Below are 23,526 nucleotides of genomic sequence, written 5' to 3' on the forward strand. Positions count from 1 at the left end.
TTCAAAGCTATTTTCATTCCGCCATTAAAGCCGCCACCACTTCATTGAGACCCATACCATTGCTGGCTTTGACCACTAAGCGGTCTGTGGGCTGAACAACCGTCTTCAGGCTAGCAATCAGCGCTTCTTTGTCTAGGAAATGCTGCACTTGCTTGCCATAGATGGGGACTAATCGTTGGTAAAGATGCGCCATTTCCCGGCCATATAAATAGACCAATTGAATCTTCTCTGGCGTTAAGTGATCCACCATACCACCGTGTAAAGCTGCAGAATCCGGCCCTAATTCCAACATATCTCCTAAAACGGCTATTCTTCTAGCAGGGGCGTCGATGTCACTGAAACTATCCAAGACTAGCGCCATTGCGGTTGGATTGGCATTATAAACATCGCTTAAAATCTCCAGACCATCGTGACGTTTGACCCACTCCGTCCGATTTTTCGTAACTTGGATATTGGCTAAACCGGCTGCAACTTGCGACGCCGTCAGACCTAATTGACTGCCAATAATACCGGCTACTAAGGCATTGCGCACATTGTAGACGCCAGGTAGCGGGATAGTGAACTCTGTCCCTGGAAAGCGCGTCATGGTAAATTTGGTGTGAAACTGCGCTTGTTCCGTTACCGTTGCGGAGGCATCGCCCACTTCATCTAAGCCAAAGGTAATCAAAGGATGGGTTAAATCCACCATTAACGGCGCTAACAGTGGTTCGTCCGCCGGTACAATCAAAACCCCCAGTTCATTTAAGCCATTGGCAATCTCCATCTTGGCTTTGGCGATTCCACTACGATTACCAAAATGTTCCAAATGAGATTCTCCAATTAACGTGATTGCGGCGATGTCCGGCTCAGCTAAACGACTTAGCTCATTGATTTCTCCTGCATGATCCATGCCCATTTCCAATACTAAGCATTCTGTTGCAGCGGGCATCTGCAGTATCGTATAAGGAACCCCGATTTGATTGTTGTAATTTCCTTGAGTTTTATAAGTGTTAAAAGCGGTACTTAAGACGGACGCCGTCATATCTTTAGTGGTAGTTTTACCGTTACTGCCGGTAATCGCAATCACTTGGGGTGCGACTTTTTGCAAATAATATTTTGCTAATTGTTGAAGCGCCGTCAATACGTCTTCCACCTGTAAATAAGGTAATTCAGGCGCCGTTTCGCGGCTCCACAAGGTTGCAGCGGCACCCTTGGCTACCGCCGCCGCTAGAAAATCATGCCCGTCGCGGGTACCGGCTAAAGGGACAAAAAGCCCCCCCTGAGCCAATTTGCGACTATCGAATTCTGCGCCGGTTACTGAAAAATCTGGCCAAGCTTGCCAATCATTGGTGGCGCCGACTGCCCCCGCGATCTCATAAAAAGATAGTTCCATCAGTTTTCCCTCCATAATCAAACAGGCCAAACCTATTGGTCCAGCCTGTGCTATTAGTGTTCAATCACTAAATTTTTTCGTTGGTTGTAACGGTTTAGACCTAATTGGATGATTTCTTCCACTAAGTCGTTGTATTGGATGCCCATGTTTTCCCACAACAAGGGATACATACTGAATTCAGTAAAACCAGGCATGGTGTTCAACTCATTTAAGAACAGCTCATTCTTATGGGTCAAGAAGAAATCGCAACGACTCAAGCCTGCCCCATCTAAGATCATATAAGCCCGTTTGGCATAGTCTCGTGCCTTGGTTTGCACTTCTTCCGGAATTTCAGCCGGAATCTGCATTTTGATCGTATTATCCACGTATTTCGCATTATAGTCATAAAAGGCTTCTTCCTTAACGATTTCACCGGCAAAGGTCGTCCGAACATCTTCGTTGCCTAAAATTGCTACTTCAATCTCTCGAGCATCGATTCCTTGTTCCACGATTACTCGTTGATCATAACGGAACGCTTCCAACAACCCATTTTGCAGCTCTTCCCGGTTTTCAACCTTGCTGATACCAACACTAGAACCCATGTTAGCAGGCTTAACAAACATTGGATAAATTAGCGAACCTTCGCATTGTTCAAAGATTTGCTTTGGATTTTCTCGCCAGACATTACGGATCACCGGTACGTATGGTACTTGGGGAATCCCCGCTACTTGCAGCAGGTGTTTGGTCATGATTTTATCCATTCCACAAGCACTCGCTAAAACACCGCCACCGACATAAGGCATATCCAGCGTTTCCAAGAAGCCTTGGATGGTACCATCTTCACCGTTTGGTCCATGAAGGACGGGAAAGACAATCGTATTTTCTGACTTGATTGCACAAGGGGCAATTTCCTGACCATCCGCTAATTGCATCACACTATCGTCCACTGGTTTTTCAGTCAGCAACGGCCCTTTATACCAACGGCCATCTTTGGCAATAAACACCAATTGGACTTCATAAAAGTTATAACTTATGGCTTGTAAGATTGAGAAAGCCGATAAGATTGATACCTCATGTTCTGCGCTTTTTCCGCCATATAAGAGCACAATTTTCAAAAGGTTTTCCTCCCACTATTCAGTTTCTAACACATTTTAGCACAAATCTGCCTGAGGGACACGGAGAAATTTTCAGACAACTGTTTTCTTGCGGAACATGGTAGACTAAAGGGAGAAAAGAAAGGAGCATGAAGATGTATCTTGCAAACGAAAATCGTTACGACCACATGACTTACCGCCGAGCGGGGAACTCCGGACTCTTATTGCCACCAGTCTCTTTAGGCCTTTGGCGCGGTCACGGTGACCAAGGTGTTTTAGCCAACACGCGGGATTTAGTTCTCCACGCCTTTGATGAGGGCATCATTCATTTTGACTTAGCCAATAATTATGGACCTAGTCGCGGCAGTGCTGAAACTAATTTTGGTGCAATTCTAAAATCTGACTTGATGCCTTACCGCGATGAGCTGATTATCTCCTCCAAAGCTGGTTACTACATGCACCCTGGTCCTTACGGCGAATTTAGTTCGAAGAAGTATCTCTACGCTAGTTTGGACGCCAGTCTAAAACGGATGGGCTTGGATTATGTGGACATCTTTTACAGCCACCGTCCTGATCCCAACACGCCTTTTGAAGAAACCGCCGAAACCTTGGATCTCTTAGTCCGCCAAGGAAAAGCATTGTACATCGGCATTTCCAATTACTTTACCGAAGATACTAAAAAGATGATTGCCTTATTTGAAAAAAAGGGCACGCCTTTTGTGATCCATCAAATGTCTTATAATATGCTGAACCGTGAAGTGGAAGAGGACGGACTGTTTGATTTGCTGGAAGAACATCAGCTAGGTGCCATTGCTTACGGGCCACTTGCTGAAGGACTTTTAAGTGATAAATTCAGTCAAAAAATTCCAGATGATTTTCCGATTCACCGGACTAACGCCTATATTTTACAAGGTGACAGTCAAGCGAAGACTCAAAAGCGGCTCCATGATCTGTATGACTTGGCGCAACAACGGGGGCAAACCCTCTCACAAATGGCGCTGGCTTGGCTTTTACGGAAAGAAACCATGACTTCAGTAGTTGTCGGTACGACGACAATTCCGCACTTTGATGATAACTTAGCTGCCTTAAAAAATACGACTTTTTCTGACGAAGAATTAACCCAAATTGAGAAAATTCTTCATTAAGCTTCTCGCCTCCCGTTCTATGGTACAATCTGGAACAGGAGGCGTTTTTTGATGAATATTTTATATTTTTCCATGTCCGGCAATACCCGTGCCTTTATTCGTTCCTTGACCGCTTACGCTGAAAAAGCCCACGAGGAAGATGAAAAAGCACCTTTGATTCATGCAACTGAAATTAGCGACCAAACACCCCCAGCGCAGGAAACTGAACCCTTCGCCGCTTTTGTCCCGACTTATTTAGATGGCGGTAATGGCTTAGATAACGGTACTGACGAAATCATTACCAATGCGCTAGGTGAATATATCGAATTTGGCACCAATGCGGCCCAATGCGTAGGCATTGTCGGCAGTGGCAATAAAAATTTCAATTGGCAATATTGCCTTACGGCTAAGCAATACGCCGAAAAATTTGCTGTACCCGTCTTGGCAGACTATGAGTTACGAGGCACACCGACAGACACTAAACGAATCTATCAAATTTTGCGAGAAACTTTTAAGGTTTAAAAAAAACGATTAACCTCTAGGGGTTAGTCGTTTTTTACTCTAGCAAATTTTTTTGATACATCCGCGCAAAGGTATCACCATTTTCGGCCACCATTTCTAAAAAGTGCCAGTTATAGCGTTCGTAAAAATCGGTGTGATCCGTCAACAAATACAACTGTTGAAAACCCATGCGTTTCAGGTCGGCGCAAATGAAGGCTAATAATTCGCCGGCAATTCCTTCACCACGATTTTGCGGTTCAACGTAAACCGCACAAATGTTAGGGGTTAGATCCAGACGTTCATGAAAATCATTGGCAATCACACCGGCTCCGGCAATCAACTGGTTCTCCTGCCAAACACCATACCATTGAGGAATCCCAGTTGTTCCGACTTGCGCCATGCTTGCTTCATAGGCAGCTAGGGGAACCTGCCACTTTTCATGGAACCAGCGAGCTAAAACAGGCAGTTCTTCAGGATTTTCCCGTAATGGTCTGATTATATAGTCTCTTTTCATTTAGCCGTCAACTCCTCTAAAATCTGGATCAAGGCTTGTTTAAACTGTTCACGGTCATTTTCCGTATACGCTCTGGGACCTTTGGTATGCTTGCCCGCTTTACGGATCATGGCACTTTCATAGCGTTGGACCAGTAGAAAATCAATGGTTTCCGGCAAATATTCCTGACCATTTTGATGTAGTGCCCGTGCTTTTTTGGCTAACACTAGCGAAGCTAACCCATAGTCTTGTGTTACCACTAAGTCGCCTTTTTGCACCAGCCCTACAATTTTGTAATCAGCCGCCTCTGCTCCGCGATCGACATAAATGACGTCAACATCCTCCGCCGCGTTTTTTTGACTATAGTGATCAAAGGTCGTGACCAGTTGGACTGGCACCTGATATTGCTTGGCTAAAGCAATCGTCGCCTCTTTGACTGGCGAACCATCTCCATCAATTAAAATCTTCATATATTTTCCCTCCACTGTTAGTATGACACATTGCGAATTGCAACGCTATTTTCACAAATGATTTCACAAAAGAAAACTTTCTATATTTTTTCTTAAGTTCTAGACCTTTTCAGTTGACGCAAGCATACCTTTAGGACTATTATTTCAGACGTGCTACACTAGAAGTGCAGTAAAAAATAGTAAAAGGGGACTTTTATATGAAACGCGTGAAATTAGTGACATTAGCAGCTTCATTATTTGTAGCAGGAGGATTATTAGCAGCATGTGGTGGCAACAACAACTCTTCTGACTCATCTGCTTCTTCAGCTTCATCTACTGAAATGGCATCATCAGGCACAGCCGCTTCATCTGACGTAACAACAAGTGCTTCAGTAAGCGACAAAGCAGACGTTATTGAAAAAGCATTAAGCGCTGACGGAAACTGGATTGTTGGGGTAACTGGCGATATTACTTTTGATAAAGATTTGACTATCGCAGGCGAATTCCATGACAAAGGGGACGCTGCTAACGCAATCTACCGTAAATTAGCCTTGTATGCACAAGACGAAAACCGTAAAGTGACAGCTGAATATACTATCACTGCTCCTAAAGTAGTCGTTGAATCAGAAAACTTGAACATCGTTCACGGAACTGTTAAAGGCGACATTGAAGTTAAAGCAAACGGCTTTGTATTAGATGGCTCTAAAGTAGAAGGTAACATTACTTTCGACAAACAAGAATTTAAAGACTCAGCAGTTCTTGACAAAGACGGCGCTTCTGTAAGCGGCGAAGTTAAAGTAGCTGAATAATTTAACCATAAAAAATGGACTCGATCACAAAGATCGGGTCCATTTTTTGTTATAGGTTGCTTTACTTCTTATAAATAGCTTTCCGTCAATTCCATAAAATCGGCGACATCCTTCAGAACTAAGTCGATACCAGCTTGCCAGAAATCTGGTTTCGTTAAATCAACTTGTAGATGTTTTTGAGCTAACTCTTCCGTTGTCATAGAAGCAGTATCTCTTAACAAGGCGATATATTGGTCTTCAAAATCCGAACCTTGTTGGTTCGCGTACGCATAAATGCCCATGCTGAACAAATAACCAAAGGTATAAGGGAAATTATAGAATGGCACATCATCAATAAAGAAGTGCAATTTCGCTGCCCAGAAATGCGGATGATAGCTGTTTAAGCCTTCTGCATAAGCTTCTTTTTGAGCCGCCAGCATCATTTCGGTAATCTCTTCGCCACTGACCAAACCTTTTTGACGGGCGCTATAAAATTTATTTTCGAAAATAAAGCGCGCGTGGATATTCATAAACATCGCAATCGCATTTTGCATCTTCGTATCAATCAAATTGATCTTTTCTTCTGGTGTTTGTGCTTCCTTCAAGGTAGCATCCGCCACTACTAACTCCGCAAAGGTGCTGGCAGTTTCGGCTACGTTCATGGCATAGTCTTGGTTTAATTGCGGTAAATCCCACAAGACACTACTATGGAAAGCATGGCCTAATTCATGGGCTAAAGTTGCTACTTCATTGATAGAGTTGCTGTAGGTCATGAAAATACGTGATTCCTGACTTTCTGGAAACTCAGTACAATAGCCCCCCGGACGTTTTCCGGGACGATCTTCTGCCTCAATCCAGCTATTATCAAAGGCTGTCTTAGCTAAGCTAGCCATTTTGGGACTGAATTTAGTGAAATTCGTCATAATAAAATCGGCTGCTTCATCAAAGGTAAAGGTTTTTTCCTCTAAATCCCCCAAAATAATTGGAGCATCTTGATCCTGCCAATCCATTTTCTCTTTACCAAAAAGTTGAGCTTTGCGGGTCAAATAATCCACAAAAGGCTGTTTATTCTTTTGAATCGTCGCCCACATAACCTCTAAGGTTTCTTTTTGGAGGCGATTATACTCTAGCGGCTCCTCTAAATAATCCTCGATACCGTGGAAATGATAGCCAGAAAGACGCGAACCGTCGAGGTGATTCAAGGTATCCGCAAATAAATCGGTTTTTTCGCCCCAAGCTTTTTCCCATTTAGCAAACAAATCAGCCCGAACTTCTTTATCTGGATCCCCCATCATTTTGTTAAAGGCTTGACCAGCTGACAACCATTGCGTTTCCCCGTCTTTTTCATAAGGGATTTGGATGGTGCCCACTAAAGTATCATAATGTTGGCTCCAAGCATTCAAACCATCCAGGGCTAACGTATTGATGATATTTTCTTCTGTTTCTGATAATAAACGTGCTCCATCGCGGCGCAATTCATTCAAACGAAAAGCTAAACCGGGACTTTGTTCCGCCATAACTTTTTGCCAATCTGTATCTGCTACTTCACTGAATTTTTTCATTAAAATCGTATCTGCCAATTGAAATTTTGGCGTCATTTTCATCAAGTCGCCCATTAATATCTTGGCTTTACTATCATTGACATTCGCCGAAAGTAAACCATTGATAAAACTGCCGCATTGGCTAAAGCCTCGTTGGGCCACCGCTTGTTTTTCTATCAGTGTTGGCAAGACTGTCGCCTGCTGTGGTTCCCAGTCAGAGACGAGGGCCTGATATTCCGCCACTTGCGCCGCTAATTTTGTTAGACGTTCTCTCAAGGCTTGTGAATCACTACCGCCAGGGAAAATCGAATCCAAATCCCATGTTACTGCATACATCCAAATCTCTCCTTTCAAACTATCCCCAGTATAGCAAAAAATAACCCGCCTGCCTGTCTTGGCAAACGGGAAATCAAATTATTTTTGCAAAGTTTTTTTCATGATGTTTAAAAGTGTTGCCACATCTTCAGGACGCGTATCGCCTGTTTCTTTGTCGATAATGGAGCTGTAAATATGGGGAATGATTTTCTTCACGCCGGCGTCTACCGCAATTTGGACGATTTCTTCCACGTTCTCTAAATCAATCCCACCAGTTGGTTCCAAGTAAAAATCATGTTTGGCACAAGCTTCGGCAACTGCTTGGTATTCTTCCTTATGAGCTAAACCTTTCATTGGGAAGTATTTAATAGAACTGCCACCCATATCTTTCAACAGCGCGATGGCTGTTTCGATTGGCACTTCACCACTTGGCGCTTGTGAGCTTAGCGGACCTGTAGCGATATTCACGTAGCCAACCTTGCCAGTTGGTGAAACCAAACCATTGATGACTGTTTCCTTTTGACCAAGACGAGCCCGTGATGCCCCGACACCCGTAAATACTTGATTGACATGTTGCGGTTGCAAAACTTCTGAAATACGTGTAACCATTTGGCTTTGATTGGGATCACCAGCACCTAAGCCGACAGAAAGAGCATTATTAGTTACTGCTTGATACTTTTTCATGTCTGCAATCGCCGCTTCATCGCTGTCATAATTTTTAGACAGGACACCTAACACAACGTGGCCTTCAGCAGCAGCATAGCAAGCTTGGGCATTTTCAACTGAATTAGCTAATACATTTAAACAAATACGTTCTTCTAAATAATTTGGACTTAATGACATTTTCTATTCCCCCATAATTGTTCGTAACCGTTGTACGATTTTTTCCATTTCTGTAGCATTGACGGAGCGGATATCAAATTCGATGATGCCATTATTGGCCTGATACTCGCGGGTGTAAATGGCTGGATCCTCCGCCTTTAGTTCCTTGATGACTTCTTTAGCAGTTTTAGGACCGCTGACGGTCACACTTGCTCGGTAAATTTCTCGACCAGCACTATCTTGAACCGCTTTAGCACTTAAGTGCGGGACTTGCCCCAAGGCTTCCACAAAAGGTGTCAAGCGTTGTTGCATGGATTCACCATCTTCCGGACCGTGGGCGAGATAATCTTCCACCGCTTGCGTAAAGCCCAGAATATTATCCTTGCCAATCTTCATCGCCCGCCCAATGCCGGCACCTTGCTGCCGAACCCAGCCGACAAGTTTCCCGTTACCGATTACCATCCCCGCACTGGGACCTTCAATTGCTTTAGCCCCAGAATAGATAACTAAGTCGGCACCAGCTTGGGTATATTTAAACAAATCTTCCTCTGCCGCGGCATCAACGATTAATGGCAACTGATGGCGATGGGCAACTTCGGCTGCTTCTGATACCGTCAACATTGATTTTTGGACAGTATGATGGCTCTTAATATATAAAATTGCCGCTGTTTCTGGTGTAATCATCTGTTGGATATGCTCTGGTGTACACATATTCGCGTACCCTGCTTCCACTACTTTACCGCCACCTTGAGCTACCATGACTTCTACCGGCGTTCCATAATCCACATTGTGTCCTTTAGGCAGGATAATCTCACGTTGGCTGATTCGTTCACTGTAAGGGTGATAAACATGGTAGCTGTCACCTTTTCCAATAACTGCCGCTACACTTTGGGCGATTCCCGCCGAAGCTGAGGAAACGATTTGCACATCTTCCACCTTCAACAGCTGCGCTAAATACTTACCCGTTTGGACACTCAGTTCACTCATTTCAAAAAAATGTTCACCGCCGAAACGTTGGGCTGCCAAAACAGATTCAGAAACTTTAGAAACACCTAAGATCGTCATCCGGCCTGAGGCATTGATGACTTCTCGCAAATCAAACTTCGCTAAATCAATTGTCATAAATCGTTCCTCCAATAATCGTTTTAACTGGTTGAATCACCGTATCAGTCACTCGGGTCTCACCATTGGAATCCGTCAGCGTTTTAGATTCTGCCACTAAACGGAAAAGGGTCACATCTGCATCATAGCCTTCTACTAAACTACCTTTACCTTGCAAATGGAAGCTTTCTGCCGGTACCCGCGTCACACGGTCAATGATTTCATCCCAAGCATACCCTACCACATAGAGCTTTTCCATCGTCGTTGCCAAATCATAGACTGGCCCTGTTTCGCGATTGCGATGATAAATATCGGTACTGATGGACGTCGCCTTCAACCCTTCTTTCAACGCTTGCTCCGCTACATGAAAGTTGAAGCTGTCGGTACCATGACCAATATCGAAGATGATGCCACGCCGGTAAGCATCCCAAACAAATGATTTGATTTGGTCTGTTTCTTGGTCCAAGATGCCGTTGGTTTTGCCATTAAAGCAATGGGTCATGATATCGCCAGTTTCTAGACGTGCCAGCACTTCTGCTAAGGTTGGCGGAGCCGAACCAATATGGACCATTAAAGGCAGATGCCGATTTTCTCCTTGAATCGTCTTAGCTAACTCTAGTGGCTTGATGCCATTTTGACCTACCACCGTTTTACTCATGCGAGCTTTGATTCCTACAATAAACTCAGGATAGGTTGCTAAAGCTTCTCGTACTAGCGCTTCTTGTACCTTGCTCAAATCGGCCAACTCATCTTGTGCGACGATACCCCATTTTGAGATATTCAACAGCGCATAAACATTGGTCTGCGCAGCCTGTGCTAATGGATAAAAATCGCCAATATTTTCTGCTCCGGTCGTCCCCGCGTCAATGACGGTGGTAACACCCTTTTTAACCCCTATTTCATCAGGACTGTCATAATAAAGCGTCATTTTCTCATAACAATGGACATGATCATCGATCCAGCCAGCAGAGAGGTACAGTCCGCTTGCATCCACAATCGTTGTCGCTGCTTCTGGGATCTCACTGGCAACCCGAACGATTTTATCACCCTGCAAGGCAATCTCTAAGGGCTCGCCTTTAATCGTGCGACCATGCTTGATCACTACCTCGTACATCATACAACCCTCTTTCTTTTATAACATTATAACAAATCATCCGGAAAAATTATATTGTTTTGTGAATTTTTTCTATCCTACTTGATAAAGCAATCGTGACTTAAAAAAAATGTGGTATGATGCTACTAAGATTAGCCGCACCACGGCTATTACATATACACTCAGAACAGTCTACTAGAACGAGGTGAGTTTGATGCTTTTCGAACATTTTGATAAGATCCCTCAATTTTCTGAAACCGATGCTTCCATTTATAATTATATCATTCTGGAACACCGAACGATTCCAGAAAAAACCTTGCGGGAAATTGCGCAAGAGACCCATACTTCCACGTCATCGGTCATGCGTTTGATTCGCAAATTAGGATTTGACAGTTTTCCAGAACTAAAGACCTACCTAAAAAATCAACCTAAAACAGATGATTCTGGACAGCCTGATTACCGGACAGCGGTTATGCAACTGCTAGATCAAAATAACTTTTCTACTAATTTAGAGGACCGCCTAACTGCCTTTGCCCAGAAGTTACAAGAAATGGATAGCATCGTCTTGATTGGCATCGGTATCAGCGGAGTCATCGCCGAATATGGCGCTCTGCGCTTGGCGACGCTAGGGCTAAATAGCTTTGCTTTAGACAATCTATACTATCCCCTCCACACGCGCTTACAGCATTCCCCTAAAAATATGTTGATCTATATTACGAATTCCGGTAAAACGGTGGATCTTTTAGACAGCGCTGCTTATTTTAAGCCGCTACCCGATTTTACCTCTGCCTGTATCACTAGCGATGAAACCAGTCCCATTGCCCAGCTATCAGATTATGTTTTTGTCCACAAGCACACGATTCCCCGTAATCATGGAATCTATGATGCCGCTTCGCAAATGCCGACCATTTACATCTTAGAACTCTTGATCCGCATCTTGGAGCAACAATTGTTTCCCGGCAATCGCCAACCTCATGCTTAATAGCTAGTAAAAGGCTGTGGTACGCCTGCTTCTGTTTGACTAAGTCACAAAAGCAGAACGCATCACAGCCCCTTTTATCGGCGAATCGACCGACCCATTTTATTCATTGTGTGGCGCAACCCGCGGACAGTTTTAGAAAGCGTGTAGATATTTTCAGGCAAAGCCATCCCGCCAAAGCCTGAGTCACCAATATGATGGATATCTACGCCAATCATTTTATCCATTAACGCAATCTCGCGAATCGTTTCTGGATCAGCACTTTCTTGGCTTGTACCAATGGCGGCCATCGTCAACACACCACCTGCCTGCGCTAATGCTACCATCTTTTTCAAGGTCTCTTGATCAATCCCTGGTACGGTTCCAGCCGCTGGCAGAAGTAAGACATCCACCCTAGCTTCGATATAGGCCTGTACCAGTTCTTCCGTCAAAATAGGTTCAGCCACACCAGCAGCGTGCATTTTACCAGCAATGATCAACCCACCAAAAACTTCATTTGCCTCCTTGATGGCGCGAATGATTTCTTTATGCGTCACACCAGTAGCCGGATTGCCTGTGAGACAGATAAAATCTGCTCCCAATTCACGGGCTTTTTGCAATGTTGCTCGAGTGGCGTAGCGGCCAGCAGCGATGGTGTCGATCTTTTCCATGGTAACAGCATTGGCATCAACCGGTTCCAAATTGATACCTAATGGGCGACCAATCAATTTTTTTAACTGATGAAGCACCGTAGGATCTGGTTTTTTGGCACCATTAAAAATCTGTAAAAGATCATCAAAGGACAAGCCAGGCATCCCTAATACTAAAGGCATATCACAATCAAAGGCATTCAATAAAATCATATCCGCACTATAAGCTGCTGCCACTTCAGCATTGGTGATATCATTGGCAGCCGGCCCGCCCACGGCTGAGACTTCACTTAAAATGGTACGACCTTCACTGGCCTGAATCGCCTGCTTTAGTTCGCGACGATCCATTTGGCTGATTTGACTGTAATCGGCACTAATTAGACGCTTCATGTGGATCACCTACTACTTTTTCTTTAGGAGTTTCAGCAACGGTTTTTAACTGACGGTCAGCAATTTTAACAAATGGTAAGTAAACAAGAACTGAACTTGCTAGACAAACAAAACCTAAGATTAGCCCGGGAATAGAACCACCTGTTGCCAAGAATGAACCCAATGGCCCCGGAATCGTCCAGGCTACCCCAATCGCTGCAGGTACGACCCAGTGGAAAACATTAGTAGCAAAGTAAGCAATCACGACACTAACAACGGGTGCTAAAACAAACGGAATCCCTAAGATCGGATTCAAGACGATTGGCAGCCCGAAAATCACCGGTTCGTTAATGTTAAAAATCCCTGGTACCAAACTTAGCTTAGCGACTTCCCGATAATCTCCCCGTTTTGAAACTAAAAGAATCGCAATCAGTAAGCCTAAAGTAACACCGGCACCTCCCATATAGGCGTAAACACCAGTCAATTGAGTGTAAGTTGGCGCATATGGGACATCCTTCAAGGCACCGCCGTTCAATAAGAATTCTCCATTTAATAATTCGTATTCCCCAAAAATCCAGAAAACCGACAAAAGGACAGTAATTAGTAAGACACCGCCCATGTTGGCCCCAATATTACGCAATGGTGTTTGAATCCAATCATAAACAAGTTGATTAAAACCATTTTGTGTAATCAAAAAGCCTACGAAAGAGACAATCGAAGAGGTTAGGATGACGATCAAGACTGGCAGTAAGGAAGAGAAGGAGCGACTAACTGCTGGCGGGACTTGTTCCGGCATGCGGATTTGTAATCTACGAGTATTCGCCAAACGAGGTAAAAATTCTCCTACAACTGACCCAATAATCATAGCAACGAATAAACCTTTAGCCCCTAGAAATTCTGTCGAAAGGAAGCTGCCATTTTCCAACATTTGCGGAACAGGATAAATAATCATAAATGAGCTGATAGCCGTGATACCCACTGTTGTGGAATCGGCTTTGTGAACTTTAGCCAGGTTTTCCGCGACTAAAAAGACGATAAAGATGGACATAATACTTAGCGTACCATTACTAATGTTGGCAAAAACTTTTTGACCTTCCACTAAGTTCGGAAAAAATTTAGGTAAGAATAATAGCTGAGCAATCAAGCCGTACGGATCTAAAATCAGTGAATTGATCATAGCAACAATTGAGGCCGCCATTCCAATTGGAAAGGTTAAGACAAACGCGTCTCGAATTGCAGCCATAAATCGGTTAGTGCTTAGCTTTGAGGCAAACGGCAAAATAATCCTTTCAATCCATGTGTTTACTTTTCCCATAATAAAACTCTCCTTTGTATGCGGGTTAGCACCCAGTTTTGATAACGTAATACATATTTTTAAATAACTCCCTCCATAAATTAGCACAGAACTTTTACAAAAAGAATGCCTTTTCATTTTGTGGCGCAAATACCGCTATTTTGTTACAAGCTGGCATATTGCTTTATCTTTCATCCCTTTTTTGGTACAACAAATAAGAGGAGTGATACCATGGAATTTCGAACACAAACACCCTTAACTCAGACAGACTTGCTGGCTTTGTATGAAAGTGTCGGCTGGAGCGCCTACACAAAAGAACCAGAGCGGCTAATGCGCGCTATTCAGCAGTCATTAGTCGTCATTACTTGCTGGCAAAACAATCAGCTAGTCGGCTTGATTCGCGCAATTGGCGATCAGGAAACCATTCTCTATATTCAAGATTTATTGGTTCATCCTGACTATCAAAATCAAGGCATTGGGCAGGAGCTAATGACTCGTGTTTTAACTCGCTACCCACACATTCGTCAAAAAGTTTTAATGACGGAAGAGGCACCAGATGTCCGGCATTTCTATGAAGCCTGTGGATTTCATTCGGCTGATCAAGGAAGCAGCGTCGCCTTTTTCCGTTTTGATAATTAGATAGACACAAAAAAGCAAGAAGCTACTGACTAGCTTCTTGCTTTTTTAGGATTCTCTTTGTTTTAATTGCTGTAAAAAACCGGACCGCTCAAAACGATAGCGGCATTCCAGCATAGGCAATTCGCGGGCATATAACTGTAAATCAGCTTCGATTCGCGATTCGATCTCACCGCAGATAAAATTATGTTCATAAAGAGCCAAGGCATAGACTAGACAGATCTGCAGGTAAACATCCGACTGAACGAGCTCTGAAAAATGCGGGTCCTCCATAAGCTGCTTAACTTCCATCTGTCGATAAAGTTGTCTGGTCACTTGGGCCTTTCGCTCGAATAATTGATAGATTTGCTGTAAGCACGCTTGTTCTTGTTCCGTCCACTCTTGGTCCTCACTAATTTGTTCCTCTTCCAACCATTCCCAGAAAGTTCGATTCCACAAAAAACGTTTCACCAACTTCCCTCCTTACTTTCTTGAAAATTCAAGCGTGATAGTGACTGTATCATAACACAAATTACGCTAAAAAAGGGACTGGATTCTAGGATCAAAAAGATAAATAACAGTATACAAAAGTTATGGAAACGCTCGTTATCATGTCGTATTTTCAGCTGAAGGATTTTATCCTTCGTTATTTTTTTCTTGCCTGTCAAAAAGCATAAATTTCTCTGCTATTTTTGGTTAGAGCTGATTTTTTTCATACCACAAAGTTACCAACTGATAATACAGCTCTAAATCTTGCATCTTTTGACGGGTCGGCTGAACAACAAAGCTCGGCTGCGTAAACATATTCGGTATCAAACGCCTTGAGGTCGCAATAATGGCATCCACTGCTTGGCTATCGTGATTTAGAGCCGTAATTTCCACAAAACCTAAGTTCGTAACAAAGTTCAGCAACTGATCGGTAATCAACACGTTGGATTCCGCAATCAAGGCTACCCGCAGTTTTTTAGTCTGCCCAGCTTGCTTCAGGCTATACTCCACAACATCAGCCAATAATTCAGCCATTTCTGGCAAACAAGCCCGTAGCCAAGCATCCGTTCGCTCCGCTTCTGCTTGAAAAAATAGTTGGAAAAGCTGCTTCGCTTCATGCCATGTTCGAAAATGCGGGCGCTCGATATCTCGCACAAGATCAAACATAATGGGAACCGGCTTCTCTACTTGATAATACAACAGCACAATGTTGGTAAGATTGCCCCAAAAGCAAGTATCCTGCCAGAAGAAGTCTTCTGGAAACTGACTTCGCACTGCATCTACCAAGCGCTGAATCAGGCCATTCAGGGGTTGCTGGGTAATATAGGTTACCATTTTGGCTAAGCGCGGATCCGTATAATCATAAAAATTAGGAATGGCCGTCAGCCAATAGAGGACAAAATCAGTCTCTGCTTGCTGAACAGCTGTGGTAGCCTGCCAAGTTGGATACACGGTGGTAAAGTCTAAACGTTTCAAATAGGTCTCATATTTAGCCGGAGTTTCTATGTAATGACCCTTTTGGAAACGATAACTGCATACATCGTACAACAGGCCTAATTGATGCTCGCCGGCAATACTTTCCCCATTAGGCAAGTATGGCTGTAGTGCTCCCATAAACGTTGGTCGCCCCGCAACTTGTTGCTCTTCCGGTGGTAACTGTTTACCAGCTAGCCATAATAGACTGTAAAATACCATTCGAACAAAACGCTCATCGCCCACTAATTCCAATTGCGCCAAATTTAGTTTCAACCCGTATTCACCAACGTAAGCTGCTAAACCAGCCGTTTTGCGCTTGACGCTAGAAGGACTGTAATAATAGTGTTGGCAGAAAGCATTTAAGTCCATCTCAGGCGCTACTAGCATCGCTTTGACCACCATATAAGGAACACCCGATAGCACCAATCTGTTGTAATAATCTTCGTAGCGAAAAGCTTGCAACCGTGCTAACTGAATTCCTTGTGCATCCAATAATTGCAGATCTGAGGCAAAAAAATTCCGAAGATCCAATTCGATACTTTCTACCAATGTTTTGACACGGGAATAAGAGTGGACCGTCAGACTTTGCAGATAATGGATGGTACATTGTTCAAGGGACAACTTACTCATTACCTGAAATAGTTCTAATTTTCGTCTTTCTTGCTTTCCTAACATGATCTCATCAAATCGCATCTTAAATCCCGCCTTTCTTACTTCTAGTGTACCAAAGAGCGAATTTTGGGCAAAAGAAAAAGCAGCAGAAGGTTACCCTTCCGCTGCTCACAGAATCCTGTTGGATCAAACAGCTGGCTCCACAACCGGCTGTTTCAGCACACCGCATAATCCGGCGGTTGCCTAATGGCATGTGCCGCTGTCTGCAATCTCTGCAATCAGCAGGACTTTCGTCACGATTGCGTCAACTCGTCGCATGGGACTTAGCATATCACAAAAGTCTCATTAGGACAATCTTTTTTCCATCACAAAATCACGCAACCAAAAGCCTTCTGTTAAGGGCGTATCTTCTGTAACCGTCACCGTGAAGCCGCGATGTTCATAGACGGCCACAGCCTGATGATTTTCGCGATTTACACGTAAACGTAGACGGTCACGACCTTCACTAAGCGCTAATTTTTCATAAAAATCAAAAACTTCTCGTGCTAGCCCTAGACCACGCGCAATATTTTGCAAGTAAAGCTTGCTGATGTAAAGCGCATCGCTTTGCCATTCTATTGCTGTATAGCCCACCACTTCATGATCTAATTCTAATAAATAGTAACGAATACCTCGGGCAATATCTTCCTTGATGTTAGTTAGACTTTGATAATGTGCCAACATATACGTCACTTGCTTTTCACCCAAAATTGGCGTGAAAACTTCCGGCCAAATAGCCTTCACCTGCTGCTCTAGTTCAGGTAATCGTTTTTCTGCTGGAACTAAACGAAAACTTGTCTGTTGATACCACTGACGATAGGTCTTTTCAATCAACCCCACTGTCCGCAAGGTGATTGCCGGTGTCATGATTGGACTAGTTAAAACACCCTTTTTCAGGCAAGCTGCTACGTGGCGAAACTCGTCTGCGAAGTCGCTAGCAAATGGCGCTGAAATCGTTTGTACTCCAGCTGATGTCTCAAGTTGGGCTGTTTGGCTTTTCCAGAAAGAGGGAACAGTAAGCGTCCCTTCCGTTCCAAAAATCACCAGTTCATTTTCAGTCGCCAAATCCGTCGTATTAAATATAGAAGCCAAGGTATTCCCTAAACGTAGACTTAGCTGAAAAGAAGTATCTGTCTGTTCGGGCGCTAACAGACTGGTGCCAGCCAGCTCGGCAATTGGTTCGTTTAATAAATATTGTAAATAGTGAAGCGCATAGACACCGCTAGAATGGAGGGAGCCTCCGCCAGCTTGGCGATCTAAAAACCAAGTAATTCTTTGAGCCGCACCGGGATAAGCCGTTTTGGACCGAATATATTTAACTTCCCCCAGCACTTTTTGATCCAGTAACTGCTTGATTTGTTGCGTTAACGGTAAAAATACAGCCTTCTGTGCCTCCATCAAAAAGAGCTTTTTCTCCGCTGCTAATTGAAACAAGGCTTGAGCCTCTGCTAACGTTTGCGTGAAGGGTTTTTCCAAAAGGACATGGTGACCTGCCTCCAGTGCCATTTTAGCTGCTGCAAAGTGCCCCTGGTTATAAACTGGAATGTAGATAAGATCCAAGCTTCGATCGGCCACCAATTCTTCATACGTTTCATAAACTTTGGGGATATCTAAGCTTTGAGCGAGGGCGGTGGCCTTTTCAAGAGAACGTGCAGCGAGAGCAGTTGGCTCAGCTACTCCACTTTCCCGCATACCTGCTACAACTCGCGGCACGATATTCGCCGCACTCATAATCCCAATTTTGATTTTTTCCATAAGCAGACCTTAGGCCGTGATTGTCAACTGTTCATTGACTTCGATACTGCCTTTGACTGATTGAATCACCGGGCAGCTTTTAATTGTTTGATTCAAGACTCGACCCATTACGTCAATATCTGCACTTGGATTTTTCACATAAAAATGGATGCGAACAGCGACAACTCGTTGCGGTTTTTCATCCACCATATCGTAATCAATGTCGACATGAATATCATCATATGTAATTTTCCGATTTTCTAAGATAATGCGTAAAACACCAAAACTGCAGCCAGCAATACTCGTAACTAAAAGTTCTACTGGGCTAAATTCATCATGCCCTTTTCCATAATGTAATTTAATGCCTTTTTTTGAAGTGGCAATCATCCCGTGATCGTCCAAATCTAAATCCACGTGTTGTGTGATCATTTCATCCATCCTCTCCACAGCCTGATACTGTTATCATGACTATACCCACAATCGCCAAAAATTTCAAAAATTTGATCTTTCACGAAGTCAGCGCTACACTGACCCGCAGTGCTTTTTCCACTGCTTGCATCTCTGCGTCTGTTAAACAACGGATTTTTTGTTTTATTCTCGATTTGTCCAAGGTCCGGATTTGTTCCAAGAGTACCGTCGAGATCTTGTTATTTTGATGAAGATCAATGGGCACTTGTGTCGGTAACTTTTTACGTGGCGCTCGGCTTGTAACTGGCGCTATAATCAAAGTGGGGCTGAAATAGTTGCCCCGATTGTTTTGCAATACCACTACAGGCCGGATTCCACCTTGTTCAGACCCAATTACTGGTGATAAATCAGCAAAAAAGATTTCGCCTCTGCGAATCATAGACATTCCCCCTTGTTGGTTATGGTAGCATACTGCTTTTAAGGATGACCGTTCTTCTTTTACCACGAAGCCAGGCATTTTTTGACTACTACAACCGACAAAAAATGCGTACCGCTAAGCGGCACGCATCTAGTTTTTAAGCTAACTGATCTACTAATTCTTCCAATTCGGTTAACCGTTGCTCAAAGATCTTCATCGCATCTTCGATATAAGCTGGTTGTGTCATATCGACACCAGCTTTTTTCATTACTTCGATTGGGTAATCACTGTTACCGGCTTTTAAGTAAGCTAGATAACGTTCTAACGCTTCTGGGCCCTCTGTAAGAATCTTAGCAGACAGCGCTGAAGCCGCCGAAAAGCCAGTGGCATATTGATAGACATAGTAATTATAGTAGAAATGTGGAATCCGCGACCATTCATAAGCAATTTCTGGATCCTTAGCCACATCAGGGCCATAGTATTTACTATTCAAATCACCGTAGTAGTTGCTTAAAAATTCAGCCGTTAACGGTGTTCCTTTAGCGTCTTCTGTGTGGATAAAATGCTCAAACTCCGCAAACTGGGTTTGACGGAAAATCGTGCCTTTAAAGCCGTCCAAGTAGTGGTTCAGAATATAAGCCCGGACCTTCGGATCTGTCTCTGTCGCTAATAAATGTTCCGTCAAAATATTTTCGTTAGTAGTAGAAGCAATTTCCGCCAAGAAGATTGAATAATCGCCATAAACGTATGGTTGACTGCTGCGGGTAAAGAAACTATGAACACTGTGACCCATTTCATGTACTAAGGTAAACAGTTGATCTAAGCGATCGCCCCAGTTCATTAGGATATATGGCAAGGTATCGTAGCTACCAGAAGAATAAGCACCACTCCGTTTACCTTGGTTTTCCACCACGTCAATCCAGCGATCCGCAAAAGCCGCTTCTACGACTGCTAAATATTCCGGACCCATCGGTTGTAAAGCTTCTACCGCTTTGGCCTTAGCTTCTTCATAAGTATAGCGTAAAGGCGCCTCACCTAAAACCGGGGTGTACATGTCGTACATGTGCAGTTCATCTACTGCCAGCAGACGTTTTCTCAAGGCGACATAGCGATGCAAGAGTGGCAAGTGGTCATTTACCACCTGCAGCAATGTGTCATAAACACTTTCTGGAATATGGTTATTGCTTAATGCGGCTTCACGAGCGGAAGCATAGTGCCGTACTTTCGCATTGTAATTATGATACTTCACATGAGAACCCAGTGTGCTGGCAAAAGTATTCTGGAATTGCTGATACACTTTGTACAATTCTTTGAAGGCAACTTCCCGAACTTCACGATTAGTGCTTTCCAGCAATTGGCCGTAAACGCCATGGGAAAGCTGAACCTTTTCGCCATTTTCGTCTTCCACGACTGGAAATTTCAAGTCAGCATTGTTCAGAATTGAGAAGGTGCGACTAGAAGCACCAAAGACTTCACCAGCTCCTGCTAATAGCGCTTCTTGTTCAGCTGATAATACATGTGGACGATTATCTACCATTTGGGTAATAAAATGACGATACAAGTCTAACGCCGGCTCCTCATTAAAATAAGCGGCTAGCTGTTCATCCGACAAGCTCAACACTTCCGGTTCAAACCAGGCAACGGCTTCACCCGTTTGAGCAGCCAATGCACTTGCTCGCGCATACATTCCTTGGTAAGCCGCATCAGCAGTATCTTGGTCATTTTTCAAGTGGGCATACACATATAATTTTTCCATTTTTTGCGAAACATCTAGCATATAAGTGAGCGCCGCTAGAAAAGCTGCCGCTCCTTGTTCCAAGGTTCCTTGGAAAGTTGGTGCTTTTGTTAATTCTTCACTTAACGCCGCATATGCTGTATCAAAAGCCGCATCGTCTGCGAAGATTTTCGTCAAGTCCCAGGTTAATTCTACTGAGACCTCTTGACGTTTTGGTAATTGTTTTGCCATGGTATCCATTCCTCCAAATCCTCAATATGTTTTATCTTATCACACTTCCTTTTGAAGTACCGCCCATTCCTTTCGAAAAAAGCTGCAGTAATTCCGTTGAATCACCGGTGGCGGTTTGCAGCCAAAAGTATTTTGGCAGTGTCGCCAATCCATCTACTTCCTGTTGCCAAATTCGCCAACGCTGGGCTTCTGTGATTTGCGGCATTTGGTACTGGTCTGCTGCGCTAAAGGCTGCATCTTGAAACCGCCACCAGCGGTAACGTTGATAGAGGTCAGGTTCCCGCCAAAATATTTCATATCTAGGTTGCATATAATAGACCAATGGCAAATACAGCACATGCTGGTGCTGTTGATAAAAGGCCATTTGCAAATTGCGAGCATACGTTTTTTGCTGCTGAAGTCCGCGTTGCAGACCGCGATAAAAATCGATAACCTCGGTAAGTCGGTCTGCTGTCTCCGCCACCTCTGGTTGATAAGCAAAAACGGTTCGCAAGTTGGAACGTTGTAGCTTAAATGTCTGTTGTCGCGCTAACGTTCGTTGCAATGTTTGTTTCAAATGATAAAAAAGATGCAGCTGGCCCTTTCGCCAATCCGCTTGCCAAAAATAAACCCCGCGCTTAAGCGTATATTGACAAAATGCCCGTTGCAACTGGGTCAAATGACGCTGCCAGCCAAAACGCTCTCCTCCAATCCAAATCACTTGATAGCCTGCCTCGAGATAATGCTGGGTCCGCTCTATAAGCCGCGCTAATTTTAGTGGACTACACTGGATTTCTAAGGCAGTCCGATCATTTAGTAAAATATCAGGTCGTTGCGCGATTTCAGGTAAATAAGCTTCCAGTTGCGGCTGGTAGCCAGCTTCTTGCGCCCACTGAAAAAAACTGGCTTTCAGAGTTAAGTGTTCCAAGGTTTCTCCTTCCGCAAACGAGTCACAGCCCTCTTTATAGTGGGCAAAATGCGGCCGCTTCAGCTGACCTCGTTTTAAATAGACTGGTTGTCCACAACCTGGACAAGTGTACTGATCGGACTTTTCAACTTCTGTCTGCTCCTGTAATAGGTTCACCCATTTACCAGCAGCATTCTGTGCGCAAAACATCGCAACACCTCCAACAAAAGCCTACGAAAAAAGCACTGATTTTCATCAGTGCTTCAGTGTTTATTGAAAATAGTAACGTGTCGTCTCTAGCGCCGTCTGTTCCATCAGCAGCTTGCCATATTCTTCCAAAACCTCTGGTGTGACATTGGTTTGTTCCGCAAACTCTAATAAGACTGCCTGCTCATCCTCTGACAGTTCTTCCTCTAGGGAAACCACTGTTAAGTACAAATGACCCTTATATTGATACAGGTTGGTCACCACGCGCTCTAAAAAGACCTCTTTTGCTAGCAAAATCATATCTTCCATATCTCGCAAAGCATAAACAGCTGTATTGGAAGGCTCATCTGCGAAATCCTCTTGAATCTGTTTCTTTAAGAATTCACCAATTTCATCGCCCTCTAACTGGGTGAAATCCATTTGTTGGACTTCTTCATTGAAGAGATTTTTACTAATCAGTAATTCTAAGCTGTCGCCCTTTGGCATTACTTGGAACGTAACGGCATCACTGCCCTCGAATTCATCTGCAACATCCACTTCTTCTAGAATACTGTAAAAGAAGTTTTCAATTTCCTTTTGATTTCCCAGAAGATCCAAAAACGTAATTCCCCGGGCAGCCAGATCTTCGTTTTCAATAGTGACACGAATCGTATTTTCATTGATGTGTTCCATTTCCATTCTTACGCACCTCATTTCTGGCTGATATACGTCCATTGTAGCGAATTCAGCTTAAAAGTAAAGGGGACCGCTTGAAAACGTAAGCATTCCTTAACGAAAAAAACCGGAAAGAATCACTTCTTTCCGGTTTTTCTTACAAGCCAGCCATTAATTGGGCTTGTCTTAATTCTAGTTGGCGAACATCACGCGGCAAGAAACGACGAATTTCATCTTCGTTAAAGCCGACTTGTAGACGTTTTTCATCGATCATAATTGGTCGACGTAGTAGTCCAGGGTTTTTTTGAACTAGATCCAATAGCTCAGCTAATGGTAGTTCGTCTAAGTCGATATTCAACTTTTGGAAAACTTTTGAACGCGTCGAGATGATCTCTTCAGTCCCATCCTCAGTCATTCGCAAGATTGCTTTCAATTCTGAAATGTTCAATGGTTCAGAGAAAATATTACGTTCCACAAATGGAATCTCATGTTCTTGTAACCACGCACGTGCCTTGCGACATGATGTACAACTAGGGGAAGTATAAAGTGTCAACATTCGGCATCACTCCTTCGTGTGATT

General features: G+C 43.7%; 25 protein-coding genes. 6 read left to right on the forward strand and 19 right to left on the reverse strand.

The genetic code is table 11. The features are described 5' to 3' along the window. Nucleotides 1-13 precede the first annotated feature (13 nt). Nucleotides 14-1,372 carry a UDP-N-acetylmuramoyl-tripeptide--D-alanyl-D-alanine ligase gene (locus ECA01S_RS07265; RefSeq protein ID WP_067393317.1) on the reverse strand — a complete coding sequence of 453 codons (1,359 nt, stop codon included), beginning with the start codon at nucleotides 1,370-1,372 and terminating at the stop codon, nucleotides 14-16. A 53-nt stretch (nucleotides 1,373-1,425) separates the two neighbouring features. Next, nucleotides 1,426-2,466: a D-alanine--D-alanine ligase gene (locus ECA01S_RS07270; RefSeq protein WP_067393320.1), complete on the reverse strand. Its 1,041-nt coding sequence runs from the start codon at nucleotides 2,464-2,466 to the stop codon at nucleotides 1,426-1,428. Between the two features lie 134 nt (nucleotides 2,467-2,600). Here ECA01S_RS07270 and ECA01S_RS07275 point away from each other — a divergent pair, with 134 nt between their 5' ends. Both ECA01S_RS07275 and nrdI read left to right on the forward strand, forming a co-directional pair. After that, nucleotides 2,601-3,590 carry an aldo/keto reductase gene (locus tag ECA01S_RS07275; protein WP_067393322.1) on the forward strand — a complete coding sequence of 330 codons (990 nt, stop codon included), beginning with the start codon at nucleotides 2,601-2,603 and terminating at the stop codon, nucleotides 3,588-3,590. Between the two features lie 51 nt (nucleotides 3,591-3,641). After that, nucleotides 3,642-4,091 carry a class Ib ribonucleoside-diphosphate reductase assembly flavoprotein NrdI gene (nrdI, locus tag ECA01S_RS07280; protein WP_067393325.1) on the forward strand — a complete coding sequence of 150 codons (450 nt, stop codon included), beginning with the start codon at nucleotides 3,642-3,644 and terminating at the stop codon, nucleotides 4,089-4,091. Between the two features lie 34 nt (nucleotides 4,092-4,125). Here the strand turns inward: nrdI and ECA01S_RS07285 are convergent, their stop codons facing one another. Together ECA01S_RS07285 and ECA01S_RS07290 are read right to left on the reverse strand one after the other, a co-directional pair. Beyond that, the gene (locus ECA01S_RS07285; protein WP_067393328.1) at nucleotides 4,126-4,584 is read right to left on the reverse strand and encodes a GNAT family N-acetyltransferase; all 459 of its coding nucleotides are present in this window, start codon (nucleotides 4,582-4,584) and stop codon (nucleotides 4,126-4,128) included. Beyond that, nucleotides 4,581-5,033 carry a YaiI/YqxD family protein gene (locus ECA01S_RS07290; RefSeq protein ID WP_067393330.1) on the reverse strand — a complete coding sequence of 151 codons (453 nt, stop codon included), beginning with the start codon at nucleotides 5,031-5,033 and terminating at the stop codon, nucleotides 4,581-4,583. The genes ECA01S_RS07285 and ECA01S_RS07290 overlap by 4 nt, the downstream gene beginning before the upstream one ends. Nucleotides 5,034-5,230: 197 nt before the next feature. Here ECA01S_RS07290 and ECA01S_RS07295 point away from each other — a divergent pair, with 197 nt between their 5' ends. Beyond that, nucleotides 5,231-5,821, forward strand: coding sequence for a bactofilin family protein (locus ECA01S_RS07295; RefSeq protein WP_067393333.1), 591 nt, complete (start codon nucleotides 5,231-5,233; stop codon nucleotides 5,819-5,821). A gap of 68 nt (nucleotides 5,822-5,889) precedes the next feature. Here ECA01S_RS07295 and ECA01S_RS07300 read toward each other — a convergent pair whose 3' ends face one another. The 4 genes from ECA01S_RS07300 to ECA01S_RS07315 form a co-directional block, all read right to left on the reverse strand. Beyond that, entirely contained in the window at nucleotides 5,890-7,677 is a 1,788-nt protein-coding gene (locus tag ECA01S_RS07300) for a M3 family oligoendopeptidase (protein ID WP_067393336.1), read from the reverse strand. A gap of 78 nt (nucleotides 7,678-7,755) precedes the next feature. Then, nucleotides 7,756-8,499 carry a 2-dehydro-3-deoxy-phosphogluconate aldolase gene (gene dagF / locus ECA01S_RS07305; RefSeq protein ID WP_067393339.1) on the reverse strand — a complete coding sequence of 248 codons (744 nt, stop codon included), beginning with the start codon at nucleotides 8,497-8,499 and terminating at the stop codon, nucleotides 7,756-7,758. A 3-nt stretch (nucleotides 8,500-8,502) separates the two neighbouring features. Next, entirely contained in the window at nucleotides 8,503-9,600 is a 1,098-nt protein-coding gene (locus tag ECA01S_RS07310; protein WP_067393342.1) for a DgaE family pyridoxal phosphate-dependent ammonia lyase, read from the reverse strand. Continuing rightward, nucleotides 9,590-10,696, reverse strand: coding sequence for an amidohydrolase/deacetylase family metallohydrolase (locus tag ECA01S_RS07315; RefSeq protein ID WP_067393345.1), 1,107 nt, complete (start codon nucleotides 10,694-10,696; stop codon nucleotides 9,590-9,592). The genes ECA01S_RS07310 and ECA01S_RS07315 overlap by 11 nt, the downstream gene beginning before the upstream one ends. Before the next feature lie 190 nt (nucleotides 10,697-10,886). Between ECA01S_RS07315 and ECA01S_RS07320 the strand changes: the two genes are divergently transcribed. Further along, entirely contained in the window at nucleotides 10,887-11,654 is a 768-nt protein-coding gene (locus ECA01S_RS07320) for a MurR/RpiR family transcriptional regulator (protein WP_067393348.1), read from the forward strand. 74 nt (nucleotides 11,655-11,728) lie between these two features. Here ECA01S_RS07320 and ECA01S_RS07325 read toward each other — a convergent pair whose 3' ends face one another. Next, a complete protein-coding gene (locus ECA01S_RS07325; RefSeq protein WP_067393350.1) occupies nucleotides 11,729-12,670 on the reverse strand; it encodes a DUF7916 family protein in 942 nt (313 codons plus the stop codon). After that, nucleotides 12,654-13,964, reverse strand: coding sequence for a PTS sugar transporter subunit IIC (locus ECA01S_RS07330; RefSeq protein ID WP_071858966.1), 1,311 nt, complete (start codon nucleotides 13,962-13,964; stop codon nucleotides 12,654-12,656). Before ECA01S_RS07330 ends, ECA01S_RS07325 begins: the two co-directional genes overlap by 17 nt. A 210-nt stretch (nucleotides 13,965-14,174) precedes the next feature. On the opposite strand from ECA01S_RS07330, the gene ECA01S_RS07335 reads away from it, so the two are divergent. Continuing rightward, nucleotides 14,175-14,582, forward strand: coding sequence for a GNAT family N-acetyltransferase (locus ECA01S_RS07335; RefSeq protein WP_067393353.1), 408 nt, complete (start codon nucleotides 14,175-14,177; stop codon nucleotides 14,580-14,582). A 45-nt stretch (nucleotides 14,583-14,627) separates the two neighbouring features. On the opposite strand, the gene ECA01S_RS07340 is transcribed toward ECA01S_RS07335, so the two are convergent. Together ECA01S_RS07340 and ECA01S_RS07345 are read right to left on the reverse strand one after the other, a co-directional pair. Beyond that, complete coding sequence (locus ECA01S_RS07340) at nucleotides 14,628-15,029, reverse strand: hypothetical protein (protein ID WP_067393356.1); 402 nt, start codon at nucleotides 15,027-15,029, stop codon at nucleotides 14,628-14,630. A 225-nt stretch (nucleotides 15,030-15,254) separates the two neighbouring features. Beyond that, nucleotides 15,255-16,697, reverse strand: coding sequence for a helix-turn-helix domain-containing protein (locus ECA01S_RS07345; RefSeq protein WP_217994736.1), 1,443 nt, complete (start codon nucleotides 16,695-16,697; stop codon nucleotides 15,255-15,257). Here ECA01S_RS07345 and ECA01S_RS14360 point away from each other — a divergent pair. Beyond that, nucleotides 16,696-16,881 carry a hypothetical protein gene (locus ECA01S_RS14360; protein WP_143139603.1) on the forward strand — a complete coding sequence of 62 codons (186 nt, stop codon included), beginning with the start codon at nucleotides 16,696-16,698 and terminating at the stop codon, nucleotides 16,879-16,881. The two genes, ECA01S_RS07345 and ECA01S_RS14360, sit on opposite strands and share 2 nt — an antisense overlap. 98 nt (nucleotides 16,882-16,979) lie before the next feature. Here the strand turns inward: ECA01S_RS14360 and ECA01S_RS07350 are convergent, their stop codons facing one another. The 7 genes from ECA01S_RS07350 to spxA form a co-directional block, all read right to left on the reverse strand. Beyond that, on the reverse strand, nucleotides 16,980-18,428 hold the full coding sequence (locus tag ECA01S_RS07350) for a GNAT family N-acetyltransferase (protein WP_071858967.1): 1,449 nt from the start codon (nucleotides 18,426-18,428) through the stop codon (nucleotides 16,980-16,982). Between the two features lie 9 nt (nucleotides 18,429-18,437). Beyond that, a complete protein-coding gene (locus ECA01S_RS07355; RefSeq protein WP_067393362.1) occupies nucleotides 18,438-18,836 on the reverse strand; it encodes an OsmC family protein in 399 nt (132 codons plus the stop codon). Nucleotides 18,837-18,915: 79 nt separating this feature from the next. Beyond that, the gene (locus ECA01S_RS07360) at nucleotides 18,916-19,254 is read right to left on the reverse strand and encodes a type II toxin-antitoxin system PemK/MazF family toxin (protein ID WP_067393365.1); all 339 of its coding nucleotides are present in this window, start codon (nucleotides 19,252-19,254) and stop codon (nucleotides 18,916-18,918) included. Between the two features lie 136 nt (nucleotides 19,255-19,390). Further along, entirely contained in the window at nucleotides 19,391-21,199 is a 1,809-nt protein-coding gene (gene pepF / locus ECA01S_RS07365; protein WP_143139604.1) for an oligoendopeptidase F, read from the reverse strand. Nucleotides 21,200-21,230: 31 nt separating this feature from the next. Continuing rightward, nucleotides 21,231-22,295 carry a competence protein CoiA gene (locus tag ECA01S_RS07370; RefSeq protein ID WP_067393371.1) on the reverse strand — a complete coding sequence of 355 codons (1,065 nt, stop codon included), beginning with the start codon at nucleotides 22,293-22,295 and terminating at the stop codon, nucleotides 21,231-21,233. A gap of 60 nt (nucleotides 22,296-22,355) precedes the next feature. Continuing rightward, entirely contained in the window at nucleotides 22,356-22,970 is a 615-nt protein-coding gene (locus ECA01S_RS07375; RefSeq protein WP_067393374.1) for an adaptor protein MecA, read from the reverse strand. 133 nt (nucleotides 22,971-23,103) lie between these two features. Then, nucleotides 23,104-23,502: a transcriptional regulator SpxA gene (spxA, locus tag ECA01S_RS07380; protein WP_067393376.1), complete on the reverse strand. Its 399-nt coding sequence runs from the start codon at nucleotides 23,500-23,502 to the stop codon at nucleotides 23,104-23,106. Between the last annotated feature and the right edge of the window lie 24 nt (nucleotides 23,503-23,526).

Origin of the sequence: Enterococcus canis NBRC 100695 (assembly GCF_001544375.1) — a bacterium.
In the GTDB taxonomy this organism is placed as follows: domain Bacteria; phylum Bacillota; class Bacilli; order Lactobacillales; family Enterococcaceae; genus Enterococcus_H; species Enterococcus_H canis.

Bases quoted from the DNA above. Each gene is read 5' to 3' on its own strand.
- ECA01S_RS07315 (WP_067393345.1), bottom strand. From the start codon at position 10,696: ATGATGTACGAGGTAGTGATCAAGCATGGTCGCACGATTAAAGGCGAG.
- dagF (WP_067393339.1), bottom strand. From the start codon at position 8,499: ATGTCATTAAGTCCAAATTATTTAGAAGAACGTATTTGTTTAAATGTA.
- ECA01S_RS07355 (WP_067393362.1), bottom strand. From the start codon at position 18,836: ATGATCACACAACACGTGGATTTAGATTTGGACGATCACGGGATGATT.
- ECA01S_RS07300 (WP_067393336.1), bottom strand. From the start codon at position 7,677: ATGTATGCAGTAACATGGGATTTGGATTCGATTTTCCCTGGCGGTAGT.
- ECA01S_RS07370 (WP_067393371.1), bottom strand. From the start codon at position 22,295: ATGTTTTGCGCACAGAATGCTGCTGGTAAATGGGTGAACCTATTACAG.
- ECA01S_RS07350 (WP_071858967.1), bottom strand. From the start codon at position 18,428: ATGGAAAAAATCAAAATTGGGATTATGAGTGCGGCGAATATCGTGCCG.
- ECA01S_RS07285 (WP_067393328.1), bottom strand. From the start codon at position 4,584: ATGAAAAGAGACTATATAATCAGACCATTACGGGAAAATCCTGAAGAA.
- ECA01S_RS14360 (WP_143139603.1), top strand. From the start codon at position 16,696: ATGATCTCATCAAATCGCATCTTAAATCCCGCCTTTCTTACTTCTAGT.
- ECA01S_RS07335 (WP_067393353.1), top strand. From the start codon at position 14,175: ATGGAATTTCGAACACAAACACCCTTAACTCAGACAGACTTGCTGGCT.
- pepF (WP_143139604.1), bottom strand. From the start codon at position 21,199: ATGGCAAAACAATTACCAAAACGTCAAGAGGTCTCAGTAGAATTAACC.
- spxA (WP_067393376.1), bottom strand. From the start codon at position 23,502: ATGTTGACACTTTATACTTCCCCTAGTTGTACATCATGTCGCAAGGCA.
- ECA01S_RS07320 (WP_067393348.1), top strand. From the start codon at position 10,887: ATGCTTTTCGAACATTTTGATAAGATCCCTCAATTTTCTGAAACCGAT.
- ECA01S_RS07375 (WP_067393374.1), bottom strand. From the start codon at position 22,970: ATGGAAATGGAACACATCAATGAAAATACGATTCGTGTCACTATTGAA.
- nrdI (WP_067393325.1), top strand. From the start codon at position 3,642: ATGAATATTTTATATTTTTCCATGTCCGGCAATACCCGTGCCTTTATT.
- ECA01S_RS07330 (WP_071858966.1), bottom strand. From the start codon at position 13,964: ATGGGAAAAGTAAACACATGGATTGAAAGGATTATTTTGCCGTTTGCC.
- ECA01S_RS07360 (WP_067393365.1), bottom strand. From the start codon at position 19,254: ATGATTCGCAGAGGCGAAATCTTTTTTGCTGATTTATCACCAGTAATT.
- ECA01S_RS07275 (WP_067393322.1), top strand. From the start codon at position 2,601: ATGTATCTTGCAAACGAAAATCGTTACGACCACATGACTTACCGCCGA.
- ECA01S_RS07345 (WP_217994736.1), bottom strand. From the start codon at position 16,697: ATGTTAGGAAAGCAAGAAAGACGAAAATTAGAACTATTTCAGGTAATG.
- ECA01S_RS07310 (WP_067393342.1), bottom strand. From the start codon at position 9,600: ATGACAATTGATTTAGCGAAGTTTGATTTGCGAGAAGTCATCAATGCC.
- ECA01S_RS07265 (WP_067393317.1), bottom strand. From the start codon at position 1,372: ATGGAACTATCTTTTTATGAGATCGCGGGGGCAGTCGGCGCCACCAAT.
- ECA01S_RS07295 (WP_067393333.1), top strand. From the start codon at position 5,231: ATGAAACGCGTGAAATTAGTGACATTAGCAGCTTCATTATTTGTAGCA.
- ECA01S_RS07290 (WP_067393330.1), bottom strand. From the start codon at position 5,033: ATGAAGATTTTAATTGATGGAGATGGTTCGCCAGTCAAAGAGGCGACG.
- ECA01S_RS07325 (WP_067393350.1), bottom strand. From the start codon at position 12,670: ATGAAGCGTCTAATTAGTGCCGATTACAGTCAAATCAGCCAAATGGAT.